Source organism: Hyphomonas sp., assembly GCF_018402285.1.
Classification (GTDB): Bacteria; Pseudomonadota; Alphaproteobacteria; order Caulobacterales; family Hyphomonadaceae; genus Hyphomonas.
The window spans coordinates 1,128,860-1,152,456 of the sequence record NZ_JAGYJH010000003.1; the positions used below are offsets into that span (position 1 = coordinate 1,128,860).

At 64.2% G+C, this 23,597-nt stretch carries 24 protein-coding genes and 1 pseudogene; 18 read left to right on the forward strand and 7 right to left on the reverse strand.

The annotated features are described in order from the left end of the window. Positions 1-83: 83 nt before the first annotated feature. From KG722_RS08095 to KG722_RS08105, 3 genes are all read left to right on the forward strand, one after another. Entirely contained in the window at positions 84-1,709 is a 1,626-nt protein-coding gene (locus KG722_RS08095) for a long-chain-fatty-acid--CoA ligase (protein ID WP_213271235.1), read from the forward strand. Positions 1,710-1,731: 22 nt separating this feature from the next. Continuing rightward, complete coding sequence (locus tag KG722_RS08100; protein WP_213271236.1) at positions 1,732-2,079, forward strand: DUF3088 domain-containing protein; 348 nt, start codon at positions 1,732-1,734, stop codon at positions 2,077-2,079. A gap of 96 nt (positions 2,080-2,175) precedes the next feature. Then, positions 2,176-3,081, forward strand: a complete 906-nt coding sequence (locus KG722_RS08105; RefSeq protein ID WP_213271237.1) for a DUF1499 domain-containing protein — start codon at positions 2,176-2,178, stop codon at positions 3,079-3,081. Here KG722_RS08105 and KG722_RS08110 read toward each other — a convergent pair whose 3' ends face one another. From KG722_RS08110 to KG722_RS08125, 4 genes are all read right to left on the reverse strand, one after another. Next, entirely contained in the window at positions 3,082-3,558 is a 477-nt protein-coding gene (locus KG722_RS08110) for a hypothetical protein (RefSeq protein WP_213271238.1), read from the reverse strand. It lies immediately after the preceding gene. 61 nt (positions 3,559-3,619) lie between these two features. Next, entirely contained in the window at positions 3,620-4,096 is a 477-nt protein-coding gene (locus KG722_RS08115) for a PaaI family thioesterase (RefSeq protein ID WP_213271239.1), read from the reverse strand. Positions 4,097-4,104: 8 nt separating this feature from the next. Further along, complete coding sequence (locus KG722_RS08120; RefSeq protein ID WP_213271240.1) at positions 4,105-4,476, reverse strand: tRNA-binding protein; 372 nt, start codon at positions 4,474-4,476, stop codon at positions 4,105-4,107. Beyond that, a complete protein-coding gene (locus KG722_RS08125) occupies positions 4,476-5,243 on the reverse strand; it encodes an SDR family oxidoreductase (RefSeq protein WP_213271241.1) in 768 nt (255 codons plus the stop codon). The genes KG722_RS08120 and KG722_RS08125 overlap by 1 nt, the downstream gene beginning before the upstream one ends. A 135-nt stretch (positions 5,244-5,378) precedes the next feature. Here KG722_RS08125 and KG722_RS15425 point away from each other — a divergent pair. Both KG722_RS15425 and KG722_RS08130 read left to right on the forward strand, forming a co-directional pair. Then, positions 5,379-5,534, forward strand: a pseudogene (locus KG722_RS15425) (PepSY domain-containing protein); the annotation flags it as partial. A 251-nt stretch (positions 5,535-5,785) separates the two neighbouring features. Next, complete coding sequence (locus tag KG722_RS08130; RefSeq protein WP_213271242.1) at positions 5,786-6,283, forward strand: YciI family protein; 498 nt, start codon at positions 5,786-5,788, stop codon at positions 6,281-6,283. A 5-nt stretch (positions 6,284-6,288) separates the two neighbouring features. Here KG722_RS08130 and KG722_RS08135 read toward each other — a convergent pair whose 3' ends face one another. Next, positions 6,289-7,953: a DUF262 domain-containing protein gene (locus tag KG722_RS08135; RefSeq protein WP_213271243.1), complete on the reverse strand. Its 1,665-nt coding sequence runs from the start codon at positions 7,951-7,953 to the stop codon at positions 6,289-6,291. 111 nt (positions 7,954-8,064) lie between these two features. Here KG722_RS08135 and KG722_RS08140 point away from each other — a divergent pair, with 111 nt between their 5' ends. The 12 genes from KG722_RS08140 (at position 8,065) to KG722_RS08195 (ending at position 21,423) form a co-directional block, all read left to right on the forward strand. Next, the gene (locus tag KG722_RS08140; protein ID WP_213271244.1) at positions 8,065-8,898 is read left to right on the forward strand and encodes a fumarylacetoacetate hydrolase family protein; all 834 of its coding nucleotides are present in this window, start codon (positions 8,065-8,067) and stop codon (positions 8,896-8,898) included. Positions 8,899-9,269: 371 nt separating this feature from the next. Next, on the forward strand, positions 9,270-10,499 hold the full coding sequence (locus tag KG722_RS08145; protein ID WP_300998306.1) for an EAL domain-containing protein: 1,230 nt from the start codon (positions 9,270-9,272) through the stop codon (positions 10,497-10,499). An 82-nt stretch (positions 10,500-10,581) separates the two neighbouring features. Continuing rightward, the gene (locus KG722_RS08150) at positions 10,582-11,151 is read left to right on the forward strand and encodes a hypothetical protein (RefSeq protein ID WP_213271246.1); all 570 of its coding nucleotides are present in this window, start codon (positions 10,582-10,584) and stop codon (positions 11,149-11,151) included. A 33-nt stretch (positions 11,152-11,184) separates the two neighbouring features. Further along, positions 11,185-12,036 (forward strand): TIGR01459 family HAD-type hydrolase, encoded by an 852-nt coding sequence (locus KG722_RS08155; RefSeq protein ID WP_213271247.1) that lies wholly within the window; start codon positions 11,185-11,187, stop codon positions 12,034-12,036. 105 nt (positions 12,037-12,141) lie between these two features. Beyond that, the gene (locus KG722_RS08160; RefSeq protein ID WP_213271248.1) at positions 12,142-12,573 is read left to right on the forward strand and encodes a MaoC family dehydratase; all 432 of its coding nucleotides are present in this window, start codon (positions 12,142-12,144) and stop codon (positions 12,571-12,573) included. Further along, positions 12,573-13,499 carry a riboflavin biosynthesis protein RibF gene (gene ribF, locus KG722_RS08165; RefSeq protein WP_213271249.1) on the forward strand — a complete coding sequence of 309 codons (927 nt, stop codon included), beginning with the start codon at positions 12,573-12,575 and terminating at the stop codon, positions 13,497-13,499. The genes KG722_RS08160 and ribF overlap by 1 nt, the downstream gene beginning before the upstream one ends. A gap of 144 nt (positions 13,500-13,643) precedes the next feature. Continuing rightward, positions 13,644-14,207, forward strand: a complete 564-nt coding sequence (locus tag KG722_RS08170; RefSeq protein ID WP_213271250.1) for a YbjN domain-containing protein — start codon at positions 13,644-13,646, stop codon at positions 14,205-14,207. A gap of 202 nt (positions 14,208-14,409) precedes the next feature. Further along, positions 14,410-17,424, forward strand: coding sequence for an isoleucine--tRNA ligase (ileS, locus tag KG722_RS08175; RefSeq protein WP_213271251.1), 3,015 nt, complete (start codon positions 14,410-14,412; stop codon positions 17,422-17,424). A gap of 104 nt (positions 17,425-17,528) precedes the next feature. Then, a complete protein-coding gene (lspA, locus tag KG722_RS08180) occupies positions 17,529-18,065 on the forward strand; it encodes a signal peptidase II (RefSeq protein WP_213271252.1) in 537 nt (178 codons plus the stop codon). A 34-nt stretch (positions 18,066-18,099) separates the two neighbouring features. Beyond that, positions 18,100-18,597: a DUF3035 domain-containing protein gene (locus tag KG722_RS08185; RefSeq protein WP_213271253.1), complete on the forward strand. Its 498-nt coding sequence runs from the start codon at positions 18,100-18,102 to the stop codon at positions 18,595-18,597. 67 nt (positions 18,598-18,664) lie between these two features. After that, positions 18,665-20,023, forward strand: coding sequence for a pitrilysin family protein (locus KG722_RS08190; protein WP_213271254.1), 1,359 nt, complete (start codon positions 18,665-18,667; stop codon positions 20,021-20,023). Then, positions 20,023-21,423 carry a pitrilysin family protein gene (locus KG722_RS08195; RefSeq protein WP_213271255.1) on the forward strand — a complete coding sequence of 467 codons (1,401 nt, stop codon included), beginning with the start codon at positions 20,023-20,025 and terminating at the stop codon, positions 21,421-21,423. Before KG722_RS08190 ends, KG722_RS08195 begins: the two co-directional genes overlap by 1 nt. A gap of 249 nt (positions 21,424-21,672) precedes the next feature. On the opposite strand, the gene KG722_RS08200 is transcribed toward KG722_RS08195, so the two are convergent. Continuing rightward, positions 21,673-22,623, reverse strand: coding sequence for an NAD regulator (locus tag KG722_RS08200; protein WP_213271256.1), 951 nt, complete (start codon positions 22,621-22,623; stop codon positions 21,673-21,675). Next, entirely contained in the window at positions 22,623-23,195 is a 573-nt protein-coding gene (locus tag KG722_RS08205; protein WP_366910224.1) for an HD family hydrolase, read from the reverse strand. Before KG722_RS08205 ends, KG722_RS08200 begins: the two co-directional genes overlap by 1 nt. A gap of 245 nt (positions 23,196-23,440) precedes the next feature. Between KG722_RS08205 and KG722_RS08210 the strand changes: the two genes are divergently transcribed. After that, entirely contained in the window at positions 23,441-23,590 is a 150-nt protein-coding gene (locus KG722_RS08210) for a hypothetical protein (RefSeq protein WP_213271258.1), read from the forward strand. Positions 23,591-23,597: the final 7 nt, after the last annotated feature.

The following is a 23,597-nucleotide window of genomic DNA, read 5'->3' on the forward strand; positions in this document are numbered from 1 at the left end:
CCCGAATAGACAGGGCTTTGATAAATCACAAGCACAGACCCAACGCGGCAAGACCAACAAGAACCGTTCCGGAGGAAAACTACATGAAAGGCATTATGCAGGACTGGCCGCTGACCGTGGACAAGATCCTCGAACATGCGCGCCTGCAACACGGTGATCGCGAGATCATCACGCGGCGGGTGGAAGGCAATATCACGCGCACGACCTATTCGCAGCTTTATGACATGTCCAAGCAGGTTTCGACCGCGCTGAAGGATGAGGGCATTGGCCTGGGCGACCGGGTGGCGACGCTGGGCTGGAACTCCGAGCGACACATGGCCAGCTGGTATGGCGCGATGGGCATGGGCGCAGTGCTGCACACCATCAACCCGCGCCTGCACCCTGACCAGATCGCCTGGATCGCCAACCATGCCGAAGACAAGATCCTGATCTTCGACAAGACGTTCCTGCCGATCGTGGAAGCGATCAAGGACAAGCTGGAGACGGTGAAGACGTTCGTGATCTATGCCGGCGCCGACACGATGCCGGAGAACAAGCTGGGCGCGATTGCGTTCGACATCTGGATCGACGGGCGCAGCAAGAGCGTGCGCTGGGGCGACTTTCCCGAAGATACCGCCTGCGGGCTCTGCTATACCTCCGGTACGACGGGCAACCCCAAGGGCGTGCTCTATTCCCACCGCTCCAACGTGCTCCACACCCTGGTGACCATGGGCAAGGACGCGATGGGCATGGGCGCCTCGGACTCGGTCATGCCGGTGGTACCGATGTTCCATGCCAATGCCTGGGGGCTGGCGATGTCCTGCCCGGCGACGGGGGCCAACATGGTCATGCCCGGCGCGCAGATGGACGGGGCCTCGATCTATGAGCTGCTCGATTCGGAGAAGGTGTCGCTGACGGCGGCTGTGCCGACCGTCTGGCTGATGCTGCTGAACCATCTGCAGCAGAACAATCTCAAACTGCCCTACCTCAAGAAGGTGCTGATCGGGGGCTCTGCGATTCCGGAGAAGATCCTGCGGGCGTTCGAGGAAGAGTATGAGGTGGATGTGGTGCATGCCTGGGGCATGACCGAGACTTCGCCGCTGGGAACGCTGGGCGCGCTGCCGCCGCATCTGGAAACGGCGCCGGTGGACGAGCGGATGAAGCAGAAGCTCAAGCAGGGCCGCGCGCCGTTTGGCGTGGAGCTGCGGCTGGTGGACGATGACGGGGTGGAGCTGCCGCGCGATGGCAAGACCTCCGGCCGCCTCCTGGTGCGTGGGGCGGCGATTGCGGCAGGCTATTTCAAGGGCGCAGGCGGGCATGTTCTGGATGCGGACGGCTGGTTTGATACAGGAGATGTCGCTACCATCGACGAGATCGGCACGATGACGATTACTGACCGGGCCAAAGACGTGATCAAGTCCGGCGGGGAATGGATTTCCTCCATCGATATCGAGAATATCGCCGTGGGGCATCCGAAGGTAGCGAACGCGGCGGCGATCGGCATCTACCATCCCAAATGGGACGAGCGCCCGCTCTTGATCATCCAGCCGGCCGCCGGGGAAAATCCGACCAAGGAAGAAATCCTGAAAAGCCTCGAAGGCAAGATCGCCAAATGGTGGACGCCGGACGACGTGCAGTTTGTCGAGTCTATTCCGCTGGGCGCAACCGGCAAGATCAACAAGCTGGCCCTGCGCGAGACGTTCAAGGACTATAAGCTGCCGACCGCGTAAGGTTTGGGGCTTGAGCCCAAAGATGCAACGGGATGTCCTGTTCCTGCTGAAGCCCGGGTTTCATGACCCGGCCTTGCCGGGGCAGGACTTCTATTGCTGGCATTGCGCGCTGATGGAGGGGGTGCTTGCTTCCTTCCCGGAGCTGGCGCCTGAGCTGGAGGTGCGCCGGATCGCGTTTGCGCGGCCTCGCGGGGATGTGATCCGGCTCATCGGAGAGGCAAACCAGTCCCTTCCCGTGCTGGTGCTGGCCGAAGATGCGCCGGCCGATCTGCCCGCAGCGGTGCATGAAGGGCGACGGTTCGTGAACGAGCCGATGGCGATCCTCGACATTCTGCACCGGCGGCATGGCTATCCGCCCGCCCATCCCTGAAGCAAAGGGGCCTGAAGCAAGGGGCCTGAAGCAAGGTTTGCGATTGCCGGTTTCGCAGAACAGGCTAGGTTGCCGCCAGAAACGGGAGGCAGCCTGATGGTTGACGATACGGGAACAGGTAATGAAGTTCCTGCATCCGCCGGATGGCGGGGCAAGCTGGCGGGGTTTGCCCTGGCGCTGTCGATCTTTTCGGTGGCGTGGTTTGCGATTGCGGCCATCGGCTCGAAGCTCGGCCTCTGGGGCTGGCAGTTTGGTCTCGGGGTCATGACGATCCAGTGGGGTCCGATGCTGCTGCTCGCGGCAAGCGTCGTGGCGCTGCTGGCGCTGATCATTTCCCTCATCAGGGCGCCGCGCAAGAAAGCGGCGATGCTGGCCTTCGCGGCGGTGCTGATCTCCGGCCTCGCGCTGGGCCGGGTGGCAGCCTTTGGCGGAACGGCCGAGCGCCTGCCGCCCCTGCATGACATCCAGACCGACTGGGCAAACCCCATCCAGCCCAGCGACGCGCTGCTGACCGAGCGGGAGGCTACTGAGGCCGACAACCCGATCGAGGACGCGCCGGTGATTACCGAAGGCGCCAATGCCCGCTGGCCGGGGCTCGGCGGGCGGCTTGTCTCCGAGGTTCAGGAAGAGGCCGAGTTTGACACCGCGACGCACAAGTCTCCCAAGGAAACGCCCTATCCCATGCTCGCGCCATTGATCGCGCCGGGCAGCGTGGAAGAGGGCTATGCCGCCGCGCTGGCCGCCGTGGAAGGCAAGGGCTGGAGCATCGTTCTGGCTGATCCCGAAGAAGGCCGCATCGACGCGACCGAGACCAGCTTCTGGTATGGCTTCAAGGATGACATTCTCATCCGTGTCCTGCCCGATGAGGCGGGCGTGCGGATTGATGTACGCTCGGTCAGCCGCGTCGGGCTCTCCGACCTCGGCGTCAACGCCAAGCGCGTGCGCGACCTGCTGGACGAACTGGAAGTGCGTCTCAACAAGGCCGCGCCCGCAGAGAGGTAATTACTCCTTGCTGGCCACCGGGCCGCGCCAGGTCTGCATCATGTCCTCGGTGATGAGGCCGTGGTTGGGCTCGGCGCCCCAGCACATCTGCGAGCAGGAGCCGGCATGGAACCTGCCGGCTTCGTCGTGAGAGACGGCAACTGCGTTGAGGCTCTCAAAGCTGAAAGTGACCCCGCAGGCGGCAGAGCTGGAGGCGGAGCGCACCATCACATATTCGGGCATGTCGCCCTTCAGGCTGCGCGTGACTTTGAAAAGGTAGATCAGTTCGCGAGGGTATTCGAAACCGTCCTCGGTCTCGGCCGGGAAGTTTCCGGACGCCGGCTTGCGCACCGACATCAGCTCTCCGACGAACGCGCCGGCAGTGTATTCGCTTTCGAGCAGCGGGCGCTGGCTGTCGCAGGGCAGGCAGCTGCACGCGAGGGCGGCGGGAGCCGAGACAGCGGCGAGCGCGGCAAGGGCGGCGAGGGGCTTCAGCATGGGGCGGTTCCTTTGATCGCATGAGCCGGCATTGGCTGGCGCAGGACAGATGAACGCACAATTACCGCTTCAGGTTCAACTCTTCCATCGTGCGGATGGCCTTGGCGGCAGAGACGCGGACGAGGTGGCGGCCTTTTTCGTCGCGCCAGTCAGCTTCGACGAAACCCGAGGTCTTGCCGCGCGAGACGAGCGTGCCCTTGATGGTGATGAGGCCGTTGGGCACCGGGCGGAAGATGCGGGTCTGCAGCTCGGTCGTGGTGAACCACTCGCCCTCTTCCAGCGCGCTCGCCATCGTCATCGAGACGATGTGATCGGAAAGGCCGGCAACCCAGCCGCCGAACACGCGGTCCGGGCCGATGTCGCGGCTGCCATCATTGGGCCACTCATAATAGACATGGCCGTAGGAAACTTCCTTCAGCCAGTCCTGCGGGCGGATGCCGAGATTGCGGATGCCGGGCGGCAGTTCCCAGTCGCCTGACCGCAGGCGTTTGAAGAAGGCGTCCTGCTGGGCAGACATTTCCGTGCGGGCGTCGGTCATGCGAGGGGTCATGAGAGTCGGGCGCCATTGGGAACAGGCTGGTCGGGCGAGAAAAGGACAATCTCGCCAACAGGATCGGCAAAGCCGAGGGTGAGCACTTCAGACATGAATTTTCCGATCTGGCGCGGGGGGAAATTCACCACCGCGGCGACCTGACGGCCGATCAGCGCGTCAGGCATGTAATGAGCTGTGATCTGGGCGGAGCTTTTCTTCCGCCCGACGCCGGGCCCGAAATCGATGACCAGGCGGAGGGAAGGCTTGCGCGCGCCCTCCAGCGGGGCGGCCTCAAGGACCGTCCCGATACGGATGTCTACCTTCAGGAAGTCATCAAAGCTGATTTCAGGCGCCGGGGATGCGTCCGGCGAAGCGGTCAGGTGCATCAGGTAACCGTTGCGCCCCCGTCGACGACGAGCATCTGGCCGGTCATGTAGCTGCCCGCCTTCGAGGCGAGATAGACGGCCGCGCCGGCGATCTCTTCAGGCTCGCCGATGCGCTTCAGCGGGGTGCCGGTGAGCGAGCGCTTCAGGGTTTCCGGGTTTTCCCAGAGGGCCCTGGCGAAGTCTGTCTTGATCAGGCCCGGCGCGATGCAGTTGACGCGGATATTGTCGGCGCCGAATTCGGTGGCGAGGTTGCGGGCGAGCTGGAAGTCTGCCGCTTTCGAGATGTTGTAGGCCCCGATGATCGGTGTGCCGCGCAGGCCGCCGATGGAGGAGACGATGATGATGGCGCCGTCTTTCCGGGCCTGCATCTGGGGGGCGACCATCTGGACCAGCCAGTGGTTGGAGATGATGTTGTTCTGCAGGATCTTGGTGAATTGATCATCCGAGATGCCGGCCATCGGACCATAATAGGGGTTGGAGGCGGCGTTGCAGACGAGGATGTCGATCTTGCCGAAGCTCTTATTGGTTTCGTCCACCATCGCCTGCAGGTCTTCCTTGGAAGAGATGTTGGCGGGGACGGCAATGGCGGTGCCGTCGCCATGCTTCTTGTTGATGCCGTCGGCGACTTCCTCGCAGGGGCCGGGCTTGCGCGAGGAGATGACGACGCGGGCGCCCTGATCGGCCATGGCCTCGGCAATGGCGCGGCCGATGCCGCGCGAGGATCCGGTGATGATGGCGGTTTTGCCGGTAAGGTCGAACAGGCTCATGGGGCGCTCCTCTTTCGTGTCGTGTTCAGGCTTTTTGCTGGGCGCACGCTAGGGCGTACCTGTCAGGATCGCTAGGGGTTCCGTCAGGGAATTTGGAAGTGCGCGGCCGCTGACCGCCAGACCGGCGAAGAACTGATGCGGATCACCTTTGCCGACCATAACCGCGTCGACCAGTTCATGGCGCAGGGCGTGGCCTTCCATGAAGGACAACTCTACGGCCCGCTCAACCAGCTGACAGGGTTGCTGGCGGCGTTGGGTGTGGTGGCGCTCAGCATCACCGGGGCGCTGATGTGGTGGCGCCGGCGGCCGAAAGGGCGGCTCGGCCTGCCGCCCATGCCGCCGGACAAGCGCCTCGCGTCCGGCCTGGTCCTGCTGGTCATCTGCCTCGGCATCTTCCTGCCAATGGCAGGGATAACCCTCGTCCTTGCGCTGGTGGCAGACCTTCTCTTTGACTGGCTGGGCGACCGGGCGGGGCAGGAAGCAGCCTGCTTGAACCGGGCCGCGTGGCGGCGCATGATCCCGCCCCAGAGGGGGAGGAAAACATGCGTCTTCATGTGCGGGCGAGTTTTGCCGCGTTGTCTTTTGCCGCCCTTTCTGCCTGCGCGAGCGCAGGCGAAACGCATGAAGCGGCAGTCTTGCCCGCAACCTATGACGCGGCGCTGGCGGAAAAGCTCGGCGCGGATGAGTACGGCATGCGGTCTTACGTCCTCGCGATCCTCAAGACCGGGCCGCAGGACAGCGTGATCACGGACACGGCGGAACGCGCCGCGCTGTTTGCCGGGCATTTTGCCAGCATGGGCAAGCTTGCCGGAGAGGGAAAGCTGGTGCTCGCCGGCCCGCTCGGCGGCGAGGACGGGCGGCGCGGCCTCTTCATTCTCAACACCGCCGACATCGACACGGCGAAGGCATGGGTGGCCACCGACCCGACCATCGAAGCGGGCGTCTTCGTCGTGGATTACAGCAAGTATTATGGCTCGGCCGCCCTGATGCAGATCAACGGGGTCCATTCCACGATCCAGAAGAATGAGATCGCGGACTAGTCAGGTCAGCCGGCAAGGCCCCAGGCCGCCATCATGATGTCGGCGAGTTTCTCTGTGCGCCGGCGCACGACATCGGAAGTCCAGGCATCCTGCTCCATCAGGTCGCGCGTCAGGGCAAATTCCTGCCCGCCGCCGCCATTGAAATAGATTTCCTTCTTGGCGCGATAGTCGAGCCGGTCGGCCAGCTGGTTCACCTTGTTGGTGAGCAGAACAAAGTTGCCGATCGTGTCGCACTGTTCGCGCCGCTTCACCGGGTCGGGCCAGGTGATCATCCAGTGGCTGTCCTCGGGCGGATTGCGCGGCAGGACGTGTTCGACCGTGGCGTCGGATTCCGGCGGGATCGTGCGCCCGCCTTCGATCGCCGCGTTGAGGCGCAGGGCGATGGCCCGGCGCTGGCCATAGGTGCCAAAGCGCGTCGTCAGCCGGTCGCGCAGCTTGCGGGCCTCGTCGCGGGTGACCATGAACGGTCCGGTCTTGGAAAACAGGACACGGTCATTGCGGATGGCATCGGTGATGCGGGCGAGCTTCTTGTTGCGCGCCTCGCGCTCCTGCACCATCACCTGCGAGATGTAGGAGGTGCGCTCGAGGCTGGCGAAGAATTCTGTCGCCATCGGATCGGCAAAGCCGCGCTCGACGATGAACTGGATGGCCGGCGCCCGCCAGGTCTTGTGCTCGAGCGCGCGCAACTGGTTGATACTGTCGAGCACGCCCTGGGGCGCGCCCAGGCCGGTTTCGTCGCGCCCTGTCTCTGCAACGCGAAACGCCTCGACATAACCCGGCAGCATTTCGTCGAGGAATTTGCGGGGCTCGATCTTGTTGAGGACAGCTTTCTGGAAGCCGGCAAACAGGTCGCCCTTGGGCGAGCGGTCATGGATCACGCGGATCTGGCGCAGCAGATCGTCAAACGCCCCGCCGCCGAGGATGGCTTCATAGCCGGCCCAGCGCTCAGCATAGTCATTGGCATCGGCGCTGGTGAATTTTGCCCGCTGGAAGAGTTCGGTCTTGATGATGTCATGGGCGCCCGGCTCCTTGCCGCGCGTGTTCAGCACCCGGAACACCTTGAAGCCCTGGTCCTTGTTGTCGACCACGACGCGTACCAGCGCGCAGCCACCGGTGACGACATCGGCCAGCGCCCGGCGGCGCTCTGCCGTCATGCCGCGCAGCTCGCGGTGAAAGGCGGCGGTATTGCCGATGATCTTCTGCTGGCTTTCACTCTCGCCTGGCTCGTTGTCGAGCTTCAGGGTGGCGCCAGGTGTCTGGATGGTGTCGCGGAAGAAGGCGCCGACATCGTAGTTGAGCGCGATGCGCCAGTTGGCGCCCTCGCCCAGCAGCGGGCGGTCTTCATCCGCGACGAGCTTGTGCAGGGCGGCGGCGCGGTCGGGGTCGGTTTCCAGGTCGCGCAGCACGCAGAGCAGGATGGTCAGGGTCGTCAGGCGCTGCTGGCCGTCGACGATTTCCAGATGGCCGGCTTCGTCGCCATTCACGAACACCAGCGCGCCGATGAAGTGGGCGATGGAGGCGTCCATGGCGTCGACAAGGTCACCCAGAAGGTCGAGGGCTTCGCGGTCGCCCCAGGAATAGCTGCGCTGGTAATGGGGCATGCGCAGCCGCTCGCCCGGCGCGAACACTTCGCTCAGAGAACTTTCCTGCGCGCGGACGCCAAGTTGCATAGTCTACCCCTTCAACTGGTCCCCTCCCTAGCCCTTGCCAAAGCGGTCCACAACGCGAGATGAACATCGTGCAATGTGGTTTGGGCTGTAGTGTGACAGGAGAGTAACGATATGCGCCTCGTGCGTTTTGCGGCCGCAGGGCAGGTCCGGTTCGGCCATCTGGAGGGCGATACTGTCGTGCCCGTTGCAGGCGAGACCTTTGTCGACGCGCTCGAAGGGCGCGAGAAAGGCGCGCCTCTGGCGCTCAGTGTCGTGCAACTGCTGGCGCCGGTGCCGGCGCCGCGAAAAATTCTGGGGATAGGTGTGAACTATGCCGCCCATGCCGCCGAGAGCGTGAGCTTCGTCAACACATCCAAACCCGAAGTCCAGAAGTGGTTCAACAAGCAGGCTACCGCCGTCAACGGACCCTACGCGCCGGTACATCTTCCCAAGGTCTCCGGCCAGCTCGACTATGAAGGCGAGCTGGTCGTGGTGATCGGAAGGCATGGCCGGCATGTGCCTGCGGCGAGGGCGATGGAAATCGTCGCAGGCTTCTGTATCGGCTGCGATTATTCGGTACGCGACTGGCAGAAGGCCAGCCAGACGATGATCATGGGCAAGGGCTTTGACACGCACGCGCCGTTCGGCCCGGCGCTGGTGACGCCTGATGAGCTGGGTGAGATTTCAGACCTCGAAATCCGCAGCTTCGTGAACGGCGAGCAGCGCCAGTCCGGACGTCCGCGCGACATGATCCACGATATCGGGGCCCAGATTGCACATTTGACGGCGGCCTTTACGCTTGAGCCAGGGGATGTGATCTTTACCGGAACCCCGGCGGGTGTCGGCGCGGGCTTTGATCCGCCCAAATGGCTGAAGGCAGGTGACCGTGTACGTATCGAGATCGACGGACTGGGCCACATCGAGAACGAGATCGTTCCCGAGCCGGATACGGCGCGAATCGGCTGAGCGCAAGGGCGGAATTTCGGGCCTGGTCGGGGCCTGGTCCGGGGCCTGATCCGGGGCCCAATCCCGGGAACGACGGGGCCCTGCCTTTTGGGCAAGGCCCCCGTCTCCCCCGAGATCGCCCCCGCTCCGGCCAGCACTGGCCGCGGACCGGGGGCGTTCTTAACAAGGAACAGCCCATGGTTAACCTTTGAAAACTTCTCTGTCCACGCGCCTTCTATAGCCGGAGCATCAGGAAACGGCCGGTTGTGGCTGATTTGCAACGATTTGCCGCCAGCTTGCCGGGAAGGGCAAATCAGGACAATTCCGAGCAATTCGTTAACCATTTTCGCCTTAATTTTAAGATTGATGGGCTGTTTGCGGGTGCTGACCTGATGACTTTTTTCTTGTTCCTCCTTTATCTCGCCGTTGGCGCGGGGGCCGGATACGGCCTGTTTTCGCTGACTATGGCGGGTTTGCCGCTGTCGATCGCGGGTGGAGCGGTCACCTCAGCCGTCCTCACCCAGATCCACGTCCTGGTCCGCACAAGCGGGGCCGCCAAGAAGATCGATGCAAGGATCGACTCGGTCGAACGCGAAGTGACCGACACCTCCCGCCGCATCAACGTGCTCGATGCCCGTGCCGAGGCACTGGAAGAGACCGTCAAGATCGAGCTGGGTGAACGCCGCGACGCGCTCGTCAACGAGATGCGCCAGCTGGAAGGCCTGATCGACAAGCTGACCCGCAGCTTCGAGACCCGCCTGACCGACAGCACGGCGCTTGCCCGGGTGCAGCCTGTGGAAGACGCGGCCCTGCGGGATGTGCGCGACTCGCTCAAAGATGGCCGGGTGGACCTGCACCTGCAGCCCATCGTGTCGCTGCCCCAGCGCCGGGTGACCTTCTATGAAGGCTTCACCCGTCTGCGTCGCCCTGATGGCAGCCACATTACGCCCGCCGATTTCCTCGATGCCGCCCGCCGGGCAAGCCTTATGGGCATCATCGACAATTTCATGCTGTTCCGCTGCGTGCAGATCGTGCGGCGCCTGGCTGAGCGAGACCGCCGCGTCGGCGTGTTCTGCAACATCTCCTCGATCTCGCTGGAAGACCCGACCTTTTTCCCGATGTTCCTGGACTTCATGACCGAGAACCGGGATCTCTCCGGATCGGTGATCTTCGAGATCCGGGCTGACCGGTTCGAAGGGCGCTCTCCCGCGATGCGCGCCAATATGGACAAGCTGACCGCGCTCGGCTTCCGCTTCTCCATCGACCATGTGACGGGGCTCGACCTCGACCTGCCGCGCCTGCAGGCCGCGGGCGTGCGCTTTGTGAAGGTCAATGGCAGCCAGCTGATCGACCAGCTGCGCGATCCCCACGGGCCCCGCCCGGCCACCGCGCTCAACCGGAAGCTGTCGGCCCATGAAGTGGGCGCGGCCTTCTCGCGCTACGGCATCATGCTGATCGCCGAGAAGATCGAGGACGAAGCCAGTGTCGTCGAAATTCTCGAGTACGAAATTCCCTTCGGCCAGGGGCACGTATTCAGCGCGCCCCGGCCCATCAAGTCGTCCCTGATGGAAGATACAGCGCCCCCGCGCGAGTTGATCGAGCGTCTTTCGAACTATCACTGATCCGCGCGCCGCGCGGGGGCTTGATTCTGTCCATATTTGAGCGTCCTGTGACCTGTGCACGCCATGTGGAGGGACACAGATCATGCGCCGGGTGTTTGCCGTTATTTCCGCCATCCTGCCGGCTGTTGCCGTCGCCTGTGTGTATGCGCCCGAAGCCGCCCCGCCGGCGCCAGCGCCGGTTGGCGCTCTGAGCGCGCCGGCCGCGCCCGCTGCGCGCCATGTCAGCCTGACGGCAACGCTGCCGCACGCCCCCAGCGAGGGCCTGCCGCCCGAAGTGCTCGATCCGATCATCGAGGGCACACCGCTCAAGCTCGACCTGACGCTGCTGCCCCCGCTCACGCCCTCCCTCCGCCAGCCCGATGGCACCTACGCCCTCGCCGAAGCCTGCGATTTCGGCGTGGTGGAAGCCGGCGCGGTCTCCCTGCCGACCGGCTCCTGGCACATGCTGATCAATGCCGAGCTCGGCAGCCCGTCCGCCAATCCGGCGAGCCTTCTGAGCTGCGAGTATGATGCAAGCCGCATGACCGAAGACAGCCCCGGCGCCCGCTGGCGGCTGCGCGGGTGTTTCCTGCCGCAGGCCGTGTCGATCCCGACCGCCATGCTCTGGTCGCTGAGCCCGCTCCCGGCATCGGCCTGTGGCATCGGTGATTGACCAGGCCACCCGCCCGGCCTAGCTCGCTCGCCCATGACAGCTCTGCTTTTCCCGCCCGGCCTTGCCGGTCTCGCCAGCCGCTATGACACTATCCTCTGCGATGTGTGGGGCGTGATCCATAATGGCCGCGCCGCCTTCACCGAGGCGTGCGACGCGCTGGTGAAGTTCCGCGCCGGCGGTGGCCGCGTCTGCCTCATCACCAACGCCCCGGTGCCCGAAGCCCAGGTGATCCGCTATTTTGAGCCTCTCGGGGTTCCCGCCGAAGCCTTTGACGCCTGCGTCTCCTCGGGCGACGCGACCCGCTACGAACTCGCCCAGCGCCCCGGCAAGACCGTCTGGCGCCTCGGGGGCGATGAGGGCTGGGAGCATGACCGCTACCTTTATGAAGGTCTCGACCTCAAATTCGAGGACAGTGCCAAGGCCGACCTTCTCCTCTGCATCGGCTTGCGGGACATGGCCAACGACCAGCCCGAAGACTACCGCGCCGAGCTGAAAGAGGGCGTCGAGCGCGCCCTGCCGATGCTGTGCGCCAACCCGGATAAGCAGGTGCGCGTGGGCGGCAAGCTCTACTGGTGTGCCGGCGCGCTGGCAGACGTCTACGAGGATCTGGGCGGGCAGGTGATCTATCCCGGCAAGCCCTACGCTCCGATCTACAAGCTGGCGCTCGAGCGCGTGGCGGCCATGGGCGCCCCGGCAAGGAATGTCCTTTGCATCGGCGACAGCCCGGCCACCGATGTGCGCGGCGCGCGCGGGCAGGGCTTCGACAGCCTCTATGTCGGCACGGGCCTGAAACAGCACGGCCCGGATTTTGAAGCAGAAGTGACCGATCTACTCGCCGATTACGGCGAGATCGCCACTTATGCGATGACAGGGCTCAGATGGTAGGCACTCAGCCCCCTCCGCGGCCCCTCGCGGGCGAGCGGGGGTGACGGCAGCTTCAGCCCCGTGTAACTCACTTCAGCACGCAGAATCAGGGAGCAATCCGGCCGCATGACACAGTTCACCGGTTTCAAATACGAAGACCTCCAGATCGGCCAGGCGCACGAGACCGTGCACACGATCACGGAGAACGACATCCAGCGCTTCGCCGAGGTTTCCGGCGACTACAACCCGTTGCACATGTCCGACGAGTTTGCCGCCAAGACCATCTTCGGCAAGCGCATCGCCCATGGCGCGCTGACCGCCAGCTACATCTCCGGCATCCTGGGCAACAATCTGCCCGGTCCCGGCGCCATCTTTGTCGGCCTCTCGATGCGCTTCAAGCGCCCGGTCCATATCGGCGACACCGTGACTGTGCGCGCCGAAGTGGCCGAGAAGCAGGACCGCGGCAACCGCGTGACCCTCAAGGTCGAGTGTATCGTCGAGGGCAGGCGGGTCATCACCGGGGAAGCGGACGTGGTCGCCCCCAGCCGGGAAAAGTGATGGCCGTTTACGCCGAATATCGCGGGCTTCCCGAGGCGGCCCGGGGCGCGTCGATCGCGCTCGGCAACTTTGACGGCCTGCATGCCGGCCACCGCGCCGTGATGGACGCGGCCCGCAATGCCGGGCACGGCAAATTCTCGGTCGCAACCTTCGAGCCGCCCCCGCGCGCCTATTTCCGCCCGGGCGACCCGCCTTTCCGCATCCTGCGGCCCGAGCGGCGCAACGCGCTGATCCTGAAGGCAGGCGCCGACACCGTGTTCGAGCTGCCCTTCAATGGCGAGATGGCGGCGATGACGGATGAACAGTTCGTCCGCCAGGTGCTGGTCGACGGGCTCGGCGTCTCGCACATTTCCGTCGGCTTTGATTTCCGGTTTGGCCGCGGCCGCATGGGCCATGCCCAGCGCCTCGCCAGCCTTGGCCGCGCGCTCGGCTTTGGCGTCACCATTGTCGAGGAAGTCTCCGGCCACGGCGCCAAGGCCTCCTCCACCGCCATCCGCCAGGCCCTTATGGCGGGCGAGCCGGAACTGGCCGCGCAGCTCCTCGGCAGCCCCTGGATCGCCGATGGCATCATAGAGGCCGGCGAGCAGAACGGGCGCAGTTTCGGTTTCCCCACAGCCAACATCGCGCTGGGCGATCTCATCCACCCTAGGATGGGCGTCTATGCCGTCCGCCTGCGGATCGAGGGCGAGGAAATGTGGCGTGACGGGGTGGCCAATTTCGGCCGCACGCCGACCACCGGTCTGCGCGACCCGCTGCTGGAAACCTTCATCTTCGACTTTGACCGCGAGATTTACGGCCAGCGCGCCGAAGTCCAGCTGATCGCCTATCAGCGCCCGGAGCTGAAGTTTGACTCCCTCGACGCCATGATCGCCCAGATGCACAAGGATGCCGCGCAGGCAAAGGAAACCCTCGCCGCGCGCCGCTGAGACGCGGGTTCCCGCAGCGCGCAAGGCTGGCAACCCCAGGATACCACTACATTTTTTCCTTGTTTCTGCCCCGGTCTGGCCCTTCACAGACGGGTCAAACGGGCGCAACAATTCGCCCGGACGCTCTGCCGGGGAGGACACCACATGCGCAAACTGCTGACATCACTCGCAATTCTCTCGACTGTCGCGCTTGGCGCGCAGGCTGATGACAGCCGCGTTCTGGCCTCGGTCACACTCGCTGATCTCCAGACCCTTTTGGTCGAGGAAGGCCACACCATCCTCAGCACGGGGGATGATGGGGGCGTCTCTGTCCGGGCAAAGACGGCTGATGGCCTGATCTTCAATCTCATCGGAACAGCCTGCGACACCGAATATGCCGATGGCTGCCTCGGCATCAACATTCAGGTACGCTATGATGCCGACGGAAACGAAACCCTGGAGCGGATCAATGATGCCAACCTGATGTGGGGCGCCGTATCGGCCTGGTATTCGGCAGCCGGCTTTGACGGCAACCAGCCCACAGTCGGCATCAGCCGCTATGTCATCCTCGACCGGGGCGCTACCATGGGCAACGTCAAGGACAATCTCCTCAACCTGCTCGCCATCGCGCCGCAGGCGGCCAACTATATCTGGCAGGCCGGTGAATATGCGCCCGGATATGTGGGCGAGTATGAAGACGACGAGGACGACGTCTACGACGATTGGTAGGCAGCGCCCCCGCAGGGGTGACAGCGCCCGGGAAGTCATGCTAACCGCCCCGGTCATGGAACAGGCCCGGGCCCGCAAAATCATGCGAATTAGCGGCCCGGCCGCCGTCTGAAGGCTTTACTTCAGCGGTGGCCGGGTAAAGTTCGTTTGCCCCCATTTCCAACCGGCGTCCAAGCTGCCCCTTTTCTGAACGACAGATCCCATGACCGATACGACTGCAGACCGCGACTACCGCGACACGCTGTTCCTGCCCAAAACCGAGTTCCCGATGCGCGCGGGCCTGCCCAGGGCAGAACCTGAATGGATCAAGCGCTGGGACGCACTCGGCCTCTATGAAAAGCTGCGCGCGGACGCCAAGTCCCGCAGCGCCGAGCCCTTTATCCTGCATGACGGCCCGCCCTACGCCAACGGCCACATTCACCTGGGCACCGCGCTCAACAAGATCATCAAGGACATCATCGTCCGCTCCCACCAGATGCAGGGCTTTGACGCCGCCTACCTGCCAGGCTGGGACTGTCACGGCCTGCCCATCGAATGGAAGGTGGAAGAGGAGTTCCGCTCCAGGAACCGCCCGAAGGACTCCGTCCCGCCGGAGGAATTCCGCGCCGCCTGCCGCAGCTATGCCGAGCATTGGGTGAAGGTCCAGAAGGCCGAATTCCGCAGCCTCGGCATCGAAGGCGAATGGGACGATCCCTACCTGACCATGGCCTTCGGGAGCGAGGCGATGATCGTGTCGGAATTCCTCGACATGGCGATGAAAGGCGGCCTCGTCCGCGGCGCCAAACCGATCATGTGGAGCCCCGTGGAGCGCACCGCGCTGGCCGAAGCGGAAGTGGAGTATCACGACCGGAAGGTGCCGGTAGTTTGGGTGAAGTTTCCTGTCCGCGTTAAGGCGGGAGATGGCCCGAAGTTGCAGCCAGTGCTTGATGCGTCCGTCGTCATCTGGACAACCACCCCGTGGACGATCCCGGCCAACCAAGCCGTCAGCTTTAATCCCGATATCACTTACGGCCTGTACGAAGTCACTGACGTGATGACGCAAGAGGAGCTTGGTTTCCCGCCCTATGTGAAGGCAGGAGACAAGCTGATCTTCGCTGACAAACTTGCTGGCGATGCCTTTAGCGCGGCGAAAGTCCGCGAAGGCGGCTTTAAACGCCTTGGTGATGTTGATCCTGCCGGATGGACACTTGCTCACCCGCTTCACGGCATGTCGGAATTCTTCCAGCACAACATCCCCATGCTTGCCGGTTCCCACGTCACCGATGACGCCGGCACGGGCTTCGTCCACACCGCGCCCGCCCATGGCGAGGACGACTTCGACGTCTGGGTCGCCAGCGGCCACACGACGCAGGAAATCCGCCAGATCGTCGACGCCGATGGCAAGTATACGGACGAAGTGCCCGCCCCGCTCGCCGGTCTGGAAATCATCGTCACCTCGGGCAAGAAGCGCGGCGAGGCGGGCAAGGCGAACAACGAAGTCATCCGCCTCCTCGCCGAGTCCGGAAACCTCCTCGCGCGCGGCATCACCACCATCCGCGACGCCCATTCCTGGCGCTCGAAAGCCCCGGTTATCCGCCGCGCCACGCCGCAATGGTTCATCGCGATGGACAAGCCGGTGCACAATGGCAAGACCCTGCGAGAACTCGCCGTCAAGGCCATCGCCGAGACCGAATTCTTCCCCGCCACGGGCCGCAACCGCCTTTCCGCCATGGTCGAGAGCCGGCCGGACTGGCTGATCTCGCGCCAGCGCAACTGGGGCGTGCCGATCACCTTGTTCGTCAACGCCAAGGGCGAACCCCACACCGCCGCGCTCCCGCGCGAGCAGGCCGACAAGCTCAACGCCAACATCAGGGCTGCCATCGAAAAAACCGGCGTGGACGGATGGTTCGCCACGCCGGACGCGGACTTCTTCACCGGCACCGGAGTCTCGCCCGAAGGCTGGGAAAAAGTGACGGACGTTCTGGACGTCTGGTTTGATAGTGGCACCACCCACGCCTTCGCCCTGCGCAAACGCGGCATCATCGACAATGCCACAGGGCAGGCGGACGTCTATATGGAAGGCTCCGACCAGCATCGCGGCTGGTTCCAGTCCTCCCTCCTGGAAAGCTGCGCCACACGCGGCATGGCGCCCTACAAGAAGGTCGTCACCCACGGCATGGTGGTGGACGCAGACGGCAAGAAGATGTCGAAATCGATCGGCAACACGATCGAGCCTGACGAGTTCCAGAAACAGTATGGCATCGAAATACTCCGAATCTGGACGGCTTCGGCCGACTATTGGGACGACACCCGCATCTCCGACGAGATCATCAAGGGCACTGTCGAAACCTACCGTAAACTGCGCAACACCCTGCGCTATCTCCTCGGCGCGCTTGATGGGTATACGCAGGAAGAAGCCCTGCCCAGCGGCGAAATGCCGAGCCTCGAGCGCTTTGTGCTCCATCGCCTCGCCGAGCTTGACCGCGACGTGCGCGGCGCCTTCCGCGTGTTCGACTTCAAGCGCGCGATGACGCAGATCGTCAACTTCGTGAACGTCGAGCTTTCGGCGGTGTATTTCGACATCCGCAAGGACGCCCTGTATTGCGACCCGGCCTTCACCCCCGGCGCCCGCTGGGACGCGGCCACCGCAGAGTGGGGCAACCGCCGCCGCGCAGTGCGCACGGTCATGGCGCTCGTCATGGAACGCCTGCTCACCTGGCTTGCCCCGGTGATGCCGTTCACCACCGATGAGGCCTTCGGTGAAAGCCACATGAAGGCCCGCGGGCCTTCCGTCCACCTGCTGCAATTCCCGGAAACGCCCGATGGCTGGCTCGATGCGGGCCTTGCTGCCCGCTGGGAGAAAATCTTCGCGGTCCGCCGCGTCGTCACTGGCGCGCTGGAAGTCGAGCGCCGCGAGAAGCGTATCGGCGCGTCTCTGGAAGCGGCTCCGAAAGTCATCATCGCCGACAAGGCCCTGATCGACGCTTTCGAGGGCGAAAATGCCGGCGACATTTTCATCACCTCCGGCGCCGAACTGGCCCAGGGCTCAGCTGGCCCGGACGGGGCATTCACGCTGGCCGAAGCGCCCGGCATCTGGGTCGTGCCCGAAAAGGCCGCCGGCATCAAATGCCGCCGCAGCTGGAAATATTTCGACCCCGCCACGGCCGATCCGGCCTTCCCGGACATCACCCCCCGCGACGCCCTCGCCGTAAAGGCGAGTGACAAGGCGCCCGGGTAGGGCAGACCCCCCCTCATTTCGCGCGCCTCAACAGCGCGTGAGGTGAGGGCCGCCCCTGCACAGAAGTGCTTGATCCCTCCGCCAGCCTCTGCAATCTCACGCCCATGAAACTTTCGCCGCAGACAGCCTGGCCCTTCGCGGTAATTCCGCTCGTCGTCCTGTCCGATCAGGTGACAAAATGGATGATCCTGGCGGAGCCGCGCCTGAACGGGCTTGCCTGCCTCTCCGATGGCCGTCTCTGCGGGCGGATCGAAGTTCCCGGGCCGATGGACCTCTCGATGGTCTGGAACCGGGGCATGAGCTATGGCCTGTTCCAGGCAGAAGGCCTCATGCGCTGGGTGCTCGCCGGGGTCATGGCGGCCATCGCCATCGGTTTCTTCTTCTGGCTGCTGCGGGCGGAGGGGCGCTGGCTGAAAGCCTCCCTGGCCCTCGTTGTCGGCGGTGCCATCGGCAATCTGATCGACCGGGTGCGCTTTGGCGCCGTGGTCGATTTCGTCGACGTGAACGAGCTGACGTTCGGCTATTTCCCCTGGGTCTTCAATGTGGCCGACGCCGCCATCACCATTGGCGCCATTCTGCTGTTTGTAGACCAGTTCTTACTTTCGCGCCCGAAACAGGCTAACAGCCTGGAACAAGGTTAACCCACTCCAGTTCAAGCGGATCTCGTACAGTCACATGAAAAAGACCCTCCCGCTCCTCGTTGCCGGCCTCGCTCTGAGTGTCACCGCGGCCTGTTCGTCCACCGGCAGCGCCGGTTCGGTAACCCCGGACGAGTTCCGCGTCGTCACCAAGCCGCCGCTCGCCATCCCGCCCAGTTACAGCCTGCGCCCGCCCGCGCCCGGCACCACCATCCCGGCCGAGGTCGAGCTGGCCACTACTGGCAACACCGCCGCCTTCGGCACGGCCCTTGGCCAGAATGCCAGCGCTTCGGAAAGGGCCCTCGTGTCGGCGGCCGGTGCCAACGCCGTCAACCCGGCGATCCGCTCCCAGATCGACTGGGAAGAGACCAGGGCAATCCGCAAATCCACCTCGATTGCCGACCGCATCCTCTTCTGGCGCGACTCAAACCCGGAGGACGTCGCCTCGGCGGCCACCGACAACGCCACGGGTGATCGCCCGGTGACGATCGAGCAAACCGGTGGCAACAGCCGGATCAAGCTGCCCGGCACCTGAAACACGCATCCGGGGGGCCGTTCTGGCCCCCCGATTTTTTCCTGACCCTTCAGATCGGAGCATTCCCATGAAACGGATACTCGCCGCTGCCGGGCTTCTTGCCTTTGCAGCCTCTGGCGCGTCGGCAGAGCCGGCCGCCATGACCAATGAGCCCAGCAGCTTCATGCTCGACAATGGCATGCAGGTTGTCGTGGTGCCCGATCATCGCGCCCCGGTCGTCACCCATATGGTCTGGTACAAGGTCGGCGCCGTCGATGAGGCGCCCGGCAAGTCCGGTATCGCCCACCTGTTCGAGCATGTGATGTTCAAGCAGACCAAGAATATCGGCCCGGAGGAGTTCACCTCCATCGTCCAGCGTTCGGGCGGCCAGCTCAACGCCTTCACCAGCTGGGACTACACCGCCTATTTCGAGCGGGTGCACAAGGACCAGCTCGGCAAGATGATGGAGCTGGAAGCCGAGCGGATGGTGAACCTCATCATCAATGACGATCCCAAGGGCCCGTTCATTTCCGAGCGCGATGTCGTCAAGGAAGAGCGCCGCCAGCGGATCGAGAACAATCCCGGCGCGCTGTTGCAGGAAATGGTGCTGACCGAGTTCTGGAAGGGCCACCCCTACGAGATCACCGTCATCGGCCTCATGGAAGAAGTCGGCGCGCTCACCCCGCAGGACGGCCTCGATTTCTACAAGGAATATTACAGCCCGGAGAACGCCATCCTCGTGGTCGCCGGCGATGTCACCGAAGAGGGCGTGCGCGCCCTCGCCGAAACCCATTACGGCCCCATCGAGCCGACCGGCCTCGTCAAGGGCGAGCGCAAATGGCAGCCGGTGGCGCCGCTGACTGAAACGAAACTGATCACCCATTCCGATCCCAAGGTACGCCAGCCGGTCTGGAGCCGCTATTATCTCGGCACCTCGTTCAAGCGCGACCGCGACATGGCGCTGGCGCTGGAAGTGGGCCTGGAAGTCCTCGGCGGCGGCTCCACCAGCCGTCTTTACCAGTCGCTCGTCGAACAGCAGAAAGTGGCCATCAATGTCGCCACCTTCGCCTGGACCACGCTGCATGATGAAGGCCCGGCCGTGATCTACGGAACTCCGGTTGAAGGCACCACGCTGGAAGCGCTCGACGCCGCCGTGATGGACGAGATCGAAAAGATCCTCGCCGAAGGCTTCACCGAGGCTGAAGTGCGCCGCGCGCGCAACAAGCTGGCAGCCGCCGACATCTACCAGAAGGACAGCCAGTCGGCGATGGCCAACCAGTATGGCGCAAGCCTCGTCCTCGGCTTCACGCTGGAAGAAATCGCCAGCTATCCGGACGAGGTTCGCCAGGTTACCGCCCAAGAGGCGCTCGCCGCCGTGCGCGAAGTGTTCGGCGCCGACAAGAACTACATCACTTCCCATCTTCTGCCGGCCGAAGGAGACCTCTGATGCTGAAACTCCGGCTTTTTTCCAGCGCCGCTGCGGCGCTGACGATCGCGGCCTGCGCCACGTCCACTTCGTCTGAGGCGTCCCTTGACGCGGCGGCCGAAACGCCTGCCGCCCCGGCGCTTGAGGTTGCCTTCTATGATGGCGACTTTGTCGACATCCAGCAGTTCACCACGCCCGGCGGGGTCTCCGTCTGGCTGGTCACCGAACCGGCCATCCCGATCGTCTCGGTACAGATGGCCTGGCGCGGTGGATCGGTGGCTGATCCGGCAGGCCTTGAAGGTCTCGGCCAGGCGGTCAGCTATGGCATGAATGAAGGCGCCGGCGATCTTGATTCGCTTGCCTTCCAGACCGCCATGGAAGATCTCAATATGAGCTTTGGCTGCTCCAACGGTACTGAATGGACAAGCTGCTCGGCCACCATGCTGTCGGAAAACGCGGCCCCCTCGATGGAGCTCGTCGCCACGGCGCTCACCGCGCCGCGCTATGATGAAGGCCCGTTCGGGCGTTTCGTGCGCGAGCAGGAAGTCAGCCTCAGGACGCGGGAAACCTCGGCAGGCTATCTGGCCTGGCGCGCCCAGTCGCAGGCGCTCTATCCTGATCATCCCTTCGCCCGGGAAATGACGGCCGAGAGCCTTGCGGCCCTGACGCCCGAGCTTGCCCGCCAGCACAAGGACGCCCTGATGACGAAGGACCGCCTTCTCGTCACGGCCGTGGGCGCCATCTCGCCTGAAGAGCTTGCCCCCCTGATCGACACCGCCGTTGCCGCCCTGCCGGAAACGAGCGAGATGCCCGTCCTCACCCCGATCGCGCTGCCTGAGACGGCCGCGGCCGATCCTGTCGTGGTCTCCCTGCCGCAGCCCCAGAGCCTCGTGCGCTTCATCGGCCCGGGCATGGACCGCAACAATCCGGACTTCTTCCCCGCCTTCGTGCTCAACTACACCTTCGGCGGTGGCGGCTTTGAAGCCCGCCTGATGAAGACGCTGCGGGTCGAGAAGGGGCTCACCTATGGTATCAGCTCCAGCATCGATCCCAACCCGTTCTTTTCCGTCTGGTCGGGCGGTGGCCAGACCAAGAATGAGAGCGCCGGCGAATTCGTCGCCGGCATCCGCGACGAGATGAAAGCCATCATCGAAGGCGGCGTTACCGAGGCGGAACTGGCCGATGCCAAGGCCTATCTGATCGGTTCCTATCCGCTCGGCTTTGACTCCAATGCCAAGATCGCGGGCAACATCATGTCCGTGCGCCAGGATGAACTCGGCATCGACTATTTCGACCGCCGCAACGCCCTGATTGAAGCGGTCACCCTCGAAGACGTCAACCGCGCCGCCGCCACCTACCTGGCCCCGGACCGCTTCAGCTTCTTCATCGTCGGTGAACCCGAAGGCCTTGCCGCCGAGTAAGCCACACCTCCCAACCCCTCTCCCGCAGCACGGGAGAGGGGTCAGAGGTGTCCGATAGTGGCCGGGAATAGCTGCGTTTGCCAGGCACATTTCCGGGGAGGCGCGCCTGTCTGCCTCCGCCTGTCTGCCTCCGCCTGACTGCCCCCGCCGGAAAGTCCGGCTGCGCCGCATATCCCGCCCGCCTTATCCGGCAGGTATCTGGCCCGTGGGCGCTCTCAAATATCGGGAAAGACATTTCCGGGCAAAAAATCAGTCAGCAGACTTTCGCGGTGTCGCCAGTCCTGGCGCGGCAAAGCCGCCTGCCGGGTCCCGCCGGTAGGTGAAGAGTTCTGCCGGACGCCCGCCGGTGGAGGTTTCCATCTGGCCGGTCCCGGTCACCAGCCGCGTCTTCTCCAGGGCGCGGCGGAAGTTCTGTGTGTGCAGCGTCAGGCCGAGGATGCCCTCGACTGCGCGCTGCAGCTCGGAGAGCGTGAAGCGTTCGGGCATCAGTTCAAACACGACCGGGCGGTATTTGATCTTGCCGCGCAACCGGGCGAGCCCGGTGGCGAGAATACGTCTGTGGTCGGAAGTCATGGCCGCGCCGAGTTTCACCCCGGAATCGGGCAAACCCGCATCCCGGGCGCATTCGGCAACAAGCCCGGCTTCATACAGCAGCTCGTAGCGCTCCAGCACGCGCTCCTCGGCCCAGCGCGCCCCGTCCAGCGCAAAGGCGGTCCGGGCGCGCTCCAGCCGCCTTGCATTGCCCGCCGCCCAGGTCTTCAGGCGCGGCGCGATCTCGCCATCAATCTGGGCCGGGCGGCCGCCGCGATGATCTTCCCACGGAAAGTATTGATACCAGCTGCGCCAGCGCGCCTCGAAATTGGCTGCCACCGGCTGCTCCTCCGGCGTCAGGGCGAGGTACCCCACCGAAATGACGTGCGCATTCGGCGGCGCGTCCACCACGCTCGCTTCAGGCGTCTCCCGGTCCTTGTCGCCGAAAGTGTAGAGCTGCTCGACATAGCCAAGTTCAAAGCCGGTCTGCTCACGCACCCAGCCCCTCAGGGAGAGATCGAAGGTGCGATGGTTGACCGGGTCGAACGGGCCGAAGGGAAGGGCTTCCTCGCCGCTTGGCCGGCGGGTCACCAGCACATGCGGCTCGCCCTCCTTGATGGCGACCATCACGGCCGAGAGACCGATCAGCAGGGGCGGGGCAGACGGCATCAGGCCGCCTCCGCCGCGATCACGGCCTGGATGTCCTCAAACCGTTTCAGGAACAGCCTCTGCGCGTCCGGTGCGGGCAGGGGCTTCAGGCGCAGCTTCATGCCCTCAGGCGGGTGCCCGAAGAAGCCGTCCGATTCTGTCTCGCTGAAACCCGCCAGCTGCACCGCTTCAAACCAGGCGCAGATATGGTCTGCCTGCTTGATGACCTTCTTCAGCTTTACCGGCGTGATGGGTTTGAGGCCAAAGCGGATATGGATCGCCTCCTGCAGGCGCGCTTCGACATCCTTGTAACTCTCGCCCAGCAGCGCCTTGAACGGCGAGATCATGTCGCCGATCACATATTCGGGGCTGTCATGCAGCAGCGCCGTCAGCCAGGCTTCGGGTGGCAGGCCGGGCACCAGGCGGCGCACGATCTGCTCCACCAGCACGGAATGCTCGGCCACCGAGAAGGCATGCTCGCCCCGCGTCTGCCCGTTCCAGCGCGCCACACGGGCGAGGCCATGGGCAATATCCTCGATCTCCACATCCATCGGAGAGGGATGGGCCAGATCGAGACGCCGTCCAGACAGCATGCGTTGCCAGACGCGCGGGGGCTTAACAGATCGCTTCAATGACGGGCCTCCATGGGGGCATCTTAAGGGATTGGTAGCACGGGTAAACAAACGGAGGCGATACGGTTACAAACTCGCCTTGTTTGTGCCCCGCTTTGCCAATGACGCATTAAGGCCTCTCAGGCATAACCCTTGCAACACAGGCAATGGCTCCGTCTTTTCGCGGCGCCGCAGCCCACGGCCAGTAGAGTGACGGTGACCGCCCCATGATTGACATCCTGCACCAATTCGCAACCGGCTCGGGCTTTCCGATGGCTGTTCTTGTATGTGGTGCCGTCATTGTGGTCACGGAGGCTGCCCGCGCCAGCCGCCGTGCCCTGTGGGGTGACCTCTTCACCGAAGACTTCGACGAGTAAGTCAGGC

Excerpts from the sequence above, each read along its gene's own strand:
- KG722_RS08130 (WP_213271242.1), top strand. The coding sequence starts at position 5,786 with ATGCGTCTTCATGTGCGGGCGAGTTTTGCCGCGTTGTCTTTTGCCGCC.
- ribF (WP_213271249.1), top strand. The coding sequence starts at position 12,573 with ATGGCCGTTTACGCCGAATATCGCGGGCTTCCCGAGGCGGCCCGGGGC.
- KG722_RS08155 (WP_213271247.1), top strand. The coding sequence starts at position 11,185 with ATGACAGCTCTGCTTTTCCCGCCCGGCCTTGCCGGTCTCGCCAGCCGC.
- KG722_RS08105 (WP_213271237.1), top strand. The coding sequence starts at position 2,176 with ATGGTTGACGATACGGGAACAGGTAATGAAGTTCCTGCATCCGCCGGA.
- KG722_RS08160 (WP_213271248.1), top strand. The coding sequence starts at position 12,142 with ATGACACAGTTCACCGGTTTCAAATACGAAGACCTCCAGATCGGCCAG.
- KG722_RS08205 (WP_366910224.1), bottom strand. The coding sequence starts at position 23,195 with ATGCTGTCTGGACGGCGTCTCGATCTGGCCCATCCCTCTCCGATGGAT.
- KG722_RS08100 (WP_213271236.1), top strand. The coding sequence starts at position 1,732 with ATGCAACGGGATGTCCTGTTCCTGCTGAAGCCCGGGTTTCATGACCCG.
- lspA (WP_213271252.1), top strand. The coding sequence starts at position 17,529 with ATGAAACTTTCGCCGCAGACAGCCTGGCCCTTCGCGGTAATTCCGCTC.
- KG722_RS08120 (WP_213271240.1), bottom strand. The coding sequence starts at position 4,476 with ATGCACCTGACCGCTTCGCCGGACGCATCCCCGGCGCCTGAAATCAGC.
- KG722_RS08190 (WP_213271254.1), top strand. The coding sequence starts at position 18,665 with ATGAAACGGATACTCGCCGCTGCCGGGCTTCTTGCCTTTGCAGCCTCT.
- KG722_RS08125 (WP_213271241.1), bottom strand. The coding sequence starts at position 5,243 with ATGAGCCTGTTCGACCTTACCGGCAAAACCGCCATCATCACCGGATCC.
- KG722_RS08145 (WP_300998306.1), top strand. The coding sequence starts at position 9,270 with ATGACTTTTTTCTTGTTCCTCCTTTATCTCGCCGTTGGCGCGGGGGCC.
- KG722_RS08110 (WP_213271238.1), bottom strand. The coding sequence starts at position 3,558 with ATGCTGAAGCCCCTCGCCGCCCTTGCCGCGCTCGCCGCTGTCTCGGCT.
- ileS (WP_213271251.1), top strand. The coding sequence starts at position 14,410 with ATGACCGATACGACTGCAGACCGCGACTACCGCGACACGCTGTTCCTG.
- KG722_RS08200 (WP_213271256.1), bottom strand. The coding sequence starts at position 22,623 with ATGCCGTCTGCCCCGCCCCTGCTGATCGGTCTCTCGGCCGTGATGGTC.
- KG722_RS08140 (WP_213271244.1), top strand. The coding sequence starts at position 8,065 with ATGCGCCTCGTGCGTTTTGCGGCCGCAGGGCAGGTCCGGTTCGGCCAT.
- KG722_RS08195 (WP_213271255.1), top strand. The coding sequence starts at position 20,023 with ATGCTGAAACTCCGGCTTTTTTCCAGCGCCGCTGCGGCGCTGACGATC.
- KG722_RS08170 (WP_213271250.1), top strand. The coding sequence starts at position 13,644 with ATGCGCAAACTGCTGACATCACTCGCAATTCTCTCGACTGTCGCGCTT.
- KG722_RS08185 (WP_213271253.1), top strand. The coding sequence starts at position 18,100 with ATGAAAAAGACCCTCCCGCTCCTCGTTGCCGGCCTCGCTCTGAGTGTC.
- KG722_RS08150 (WP_213271246.1), top strand. The coding sequence starts at position 10,582 with ATGCGCCGGGTGTTTGCCGTTATTTCCGCCATCCTGCCGGCTGTTGCC.
- KG722_RS08115 (WP_213271239.1), bottom strand. The coding sequence starts at position 4,096 with ATGACCGACGCCCGCACGGAAATGTCTGCCCAGCAGGACGCCTTCTTC.
- KG722_RS08135 (WP_213271243.1), bottom strand. The coding sequence starts at position 7,953 with ATGCAACTTGGCGTCCGCGCGCAGGAAAGTTCTCTGAGCGAAGTGTTC.
- KG722_RS08095 (WP_213271235.1), top strand. The coding sequence starts at position 84 with ATGAAAGGCATTATGCAGGACTGGCCGCTGACCGTGGACAAGATCCTC.
- KG722_RS08210 (WP_213271258.1), top strand. The coding sequence starts at position 23,441 with ATGATTGACATCCTGCACCAATTCGCAACCGGCTCGGGCTTTCCGATG.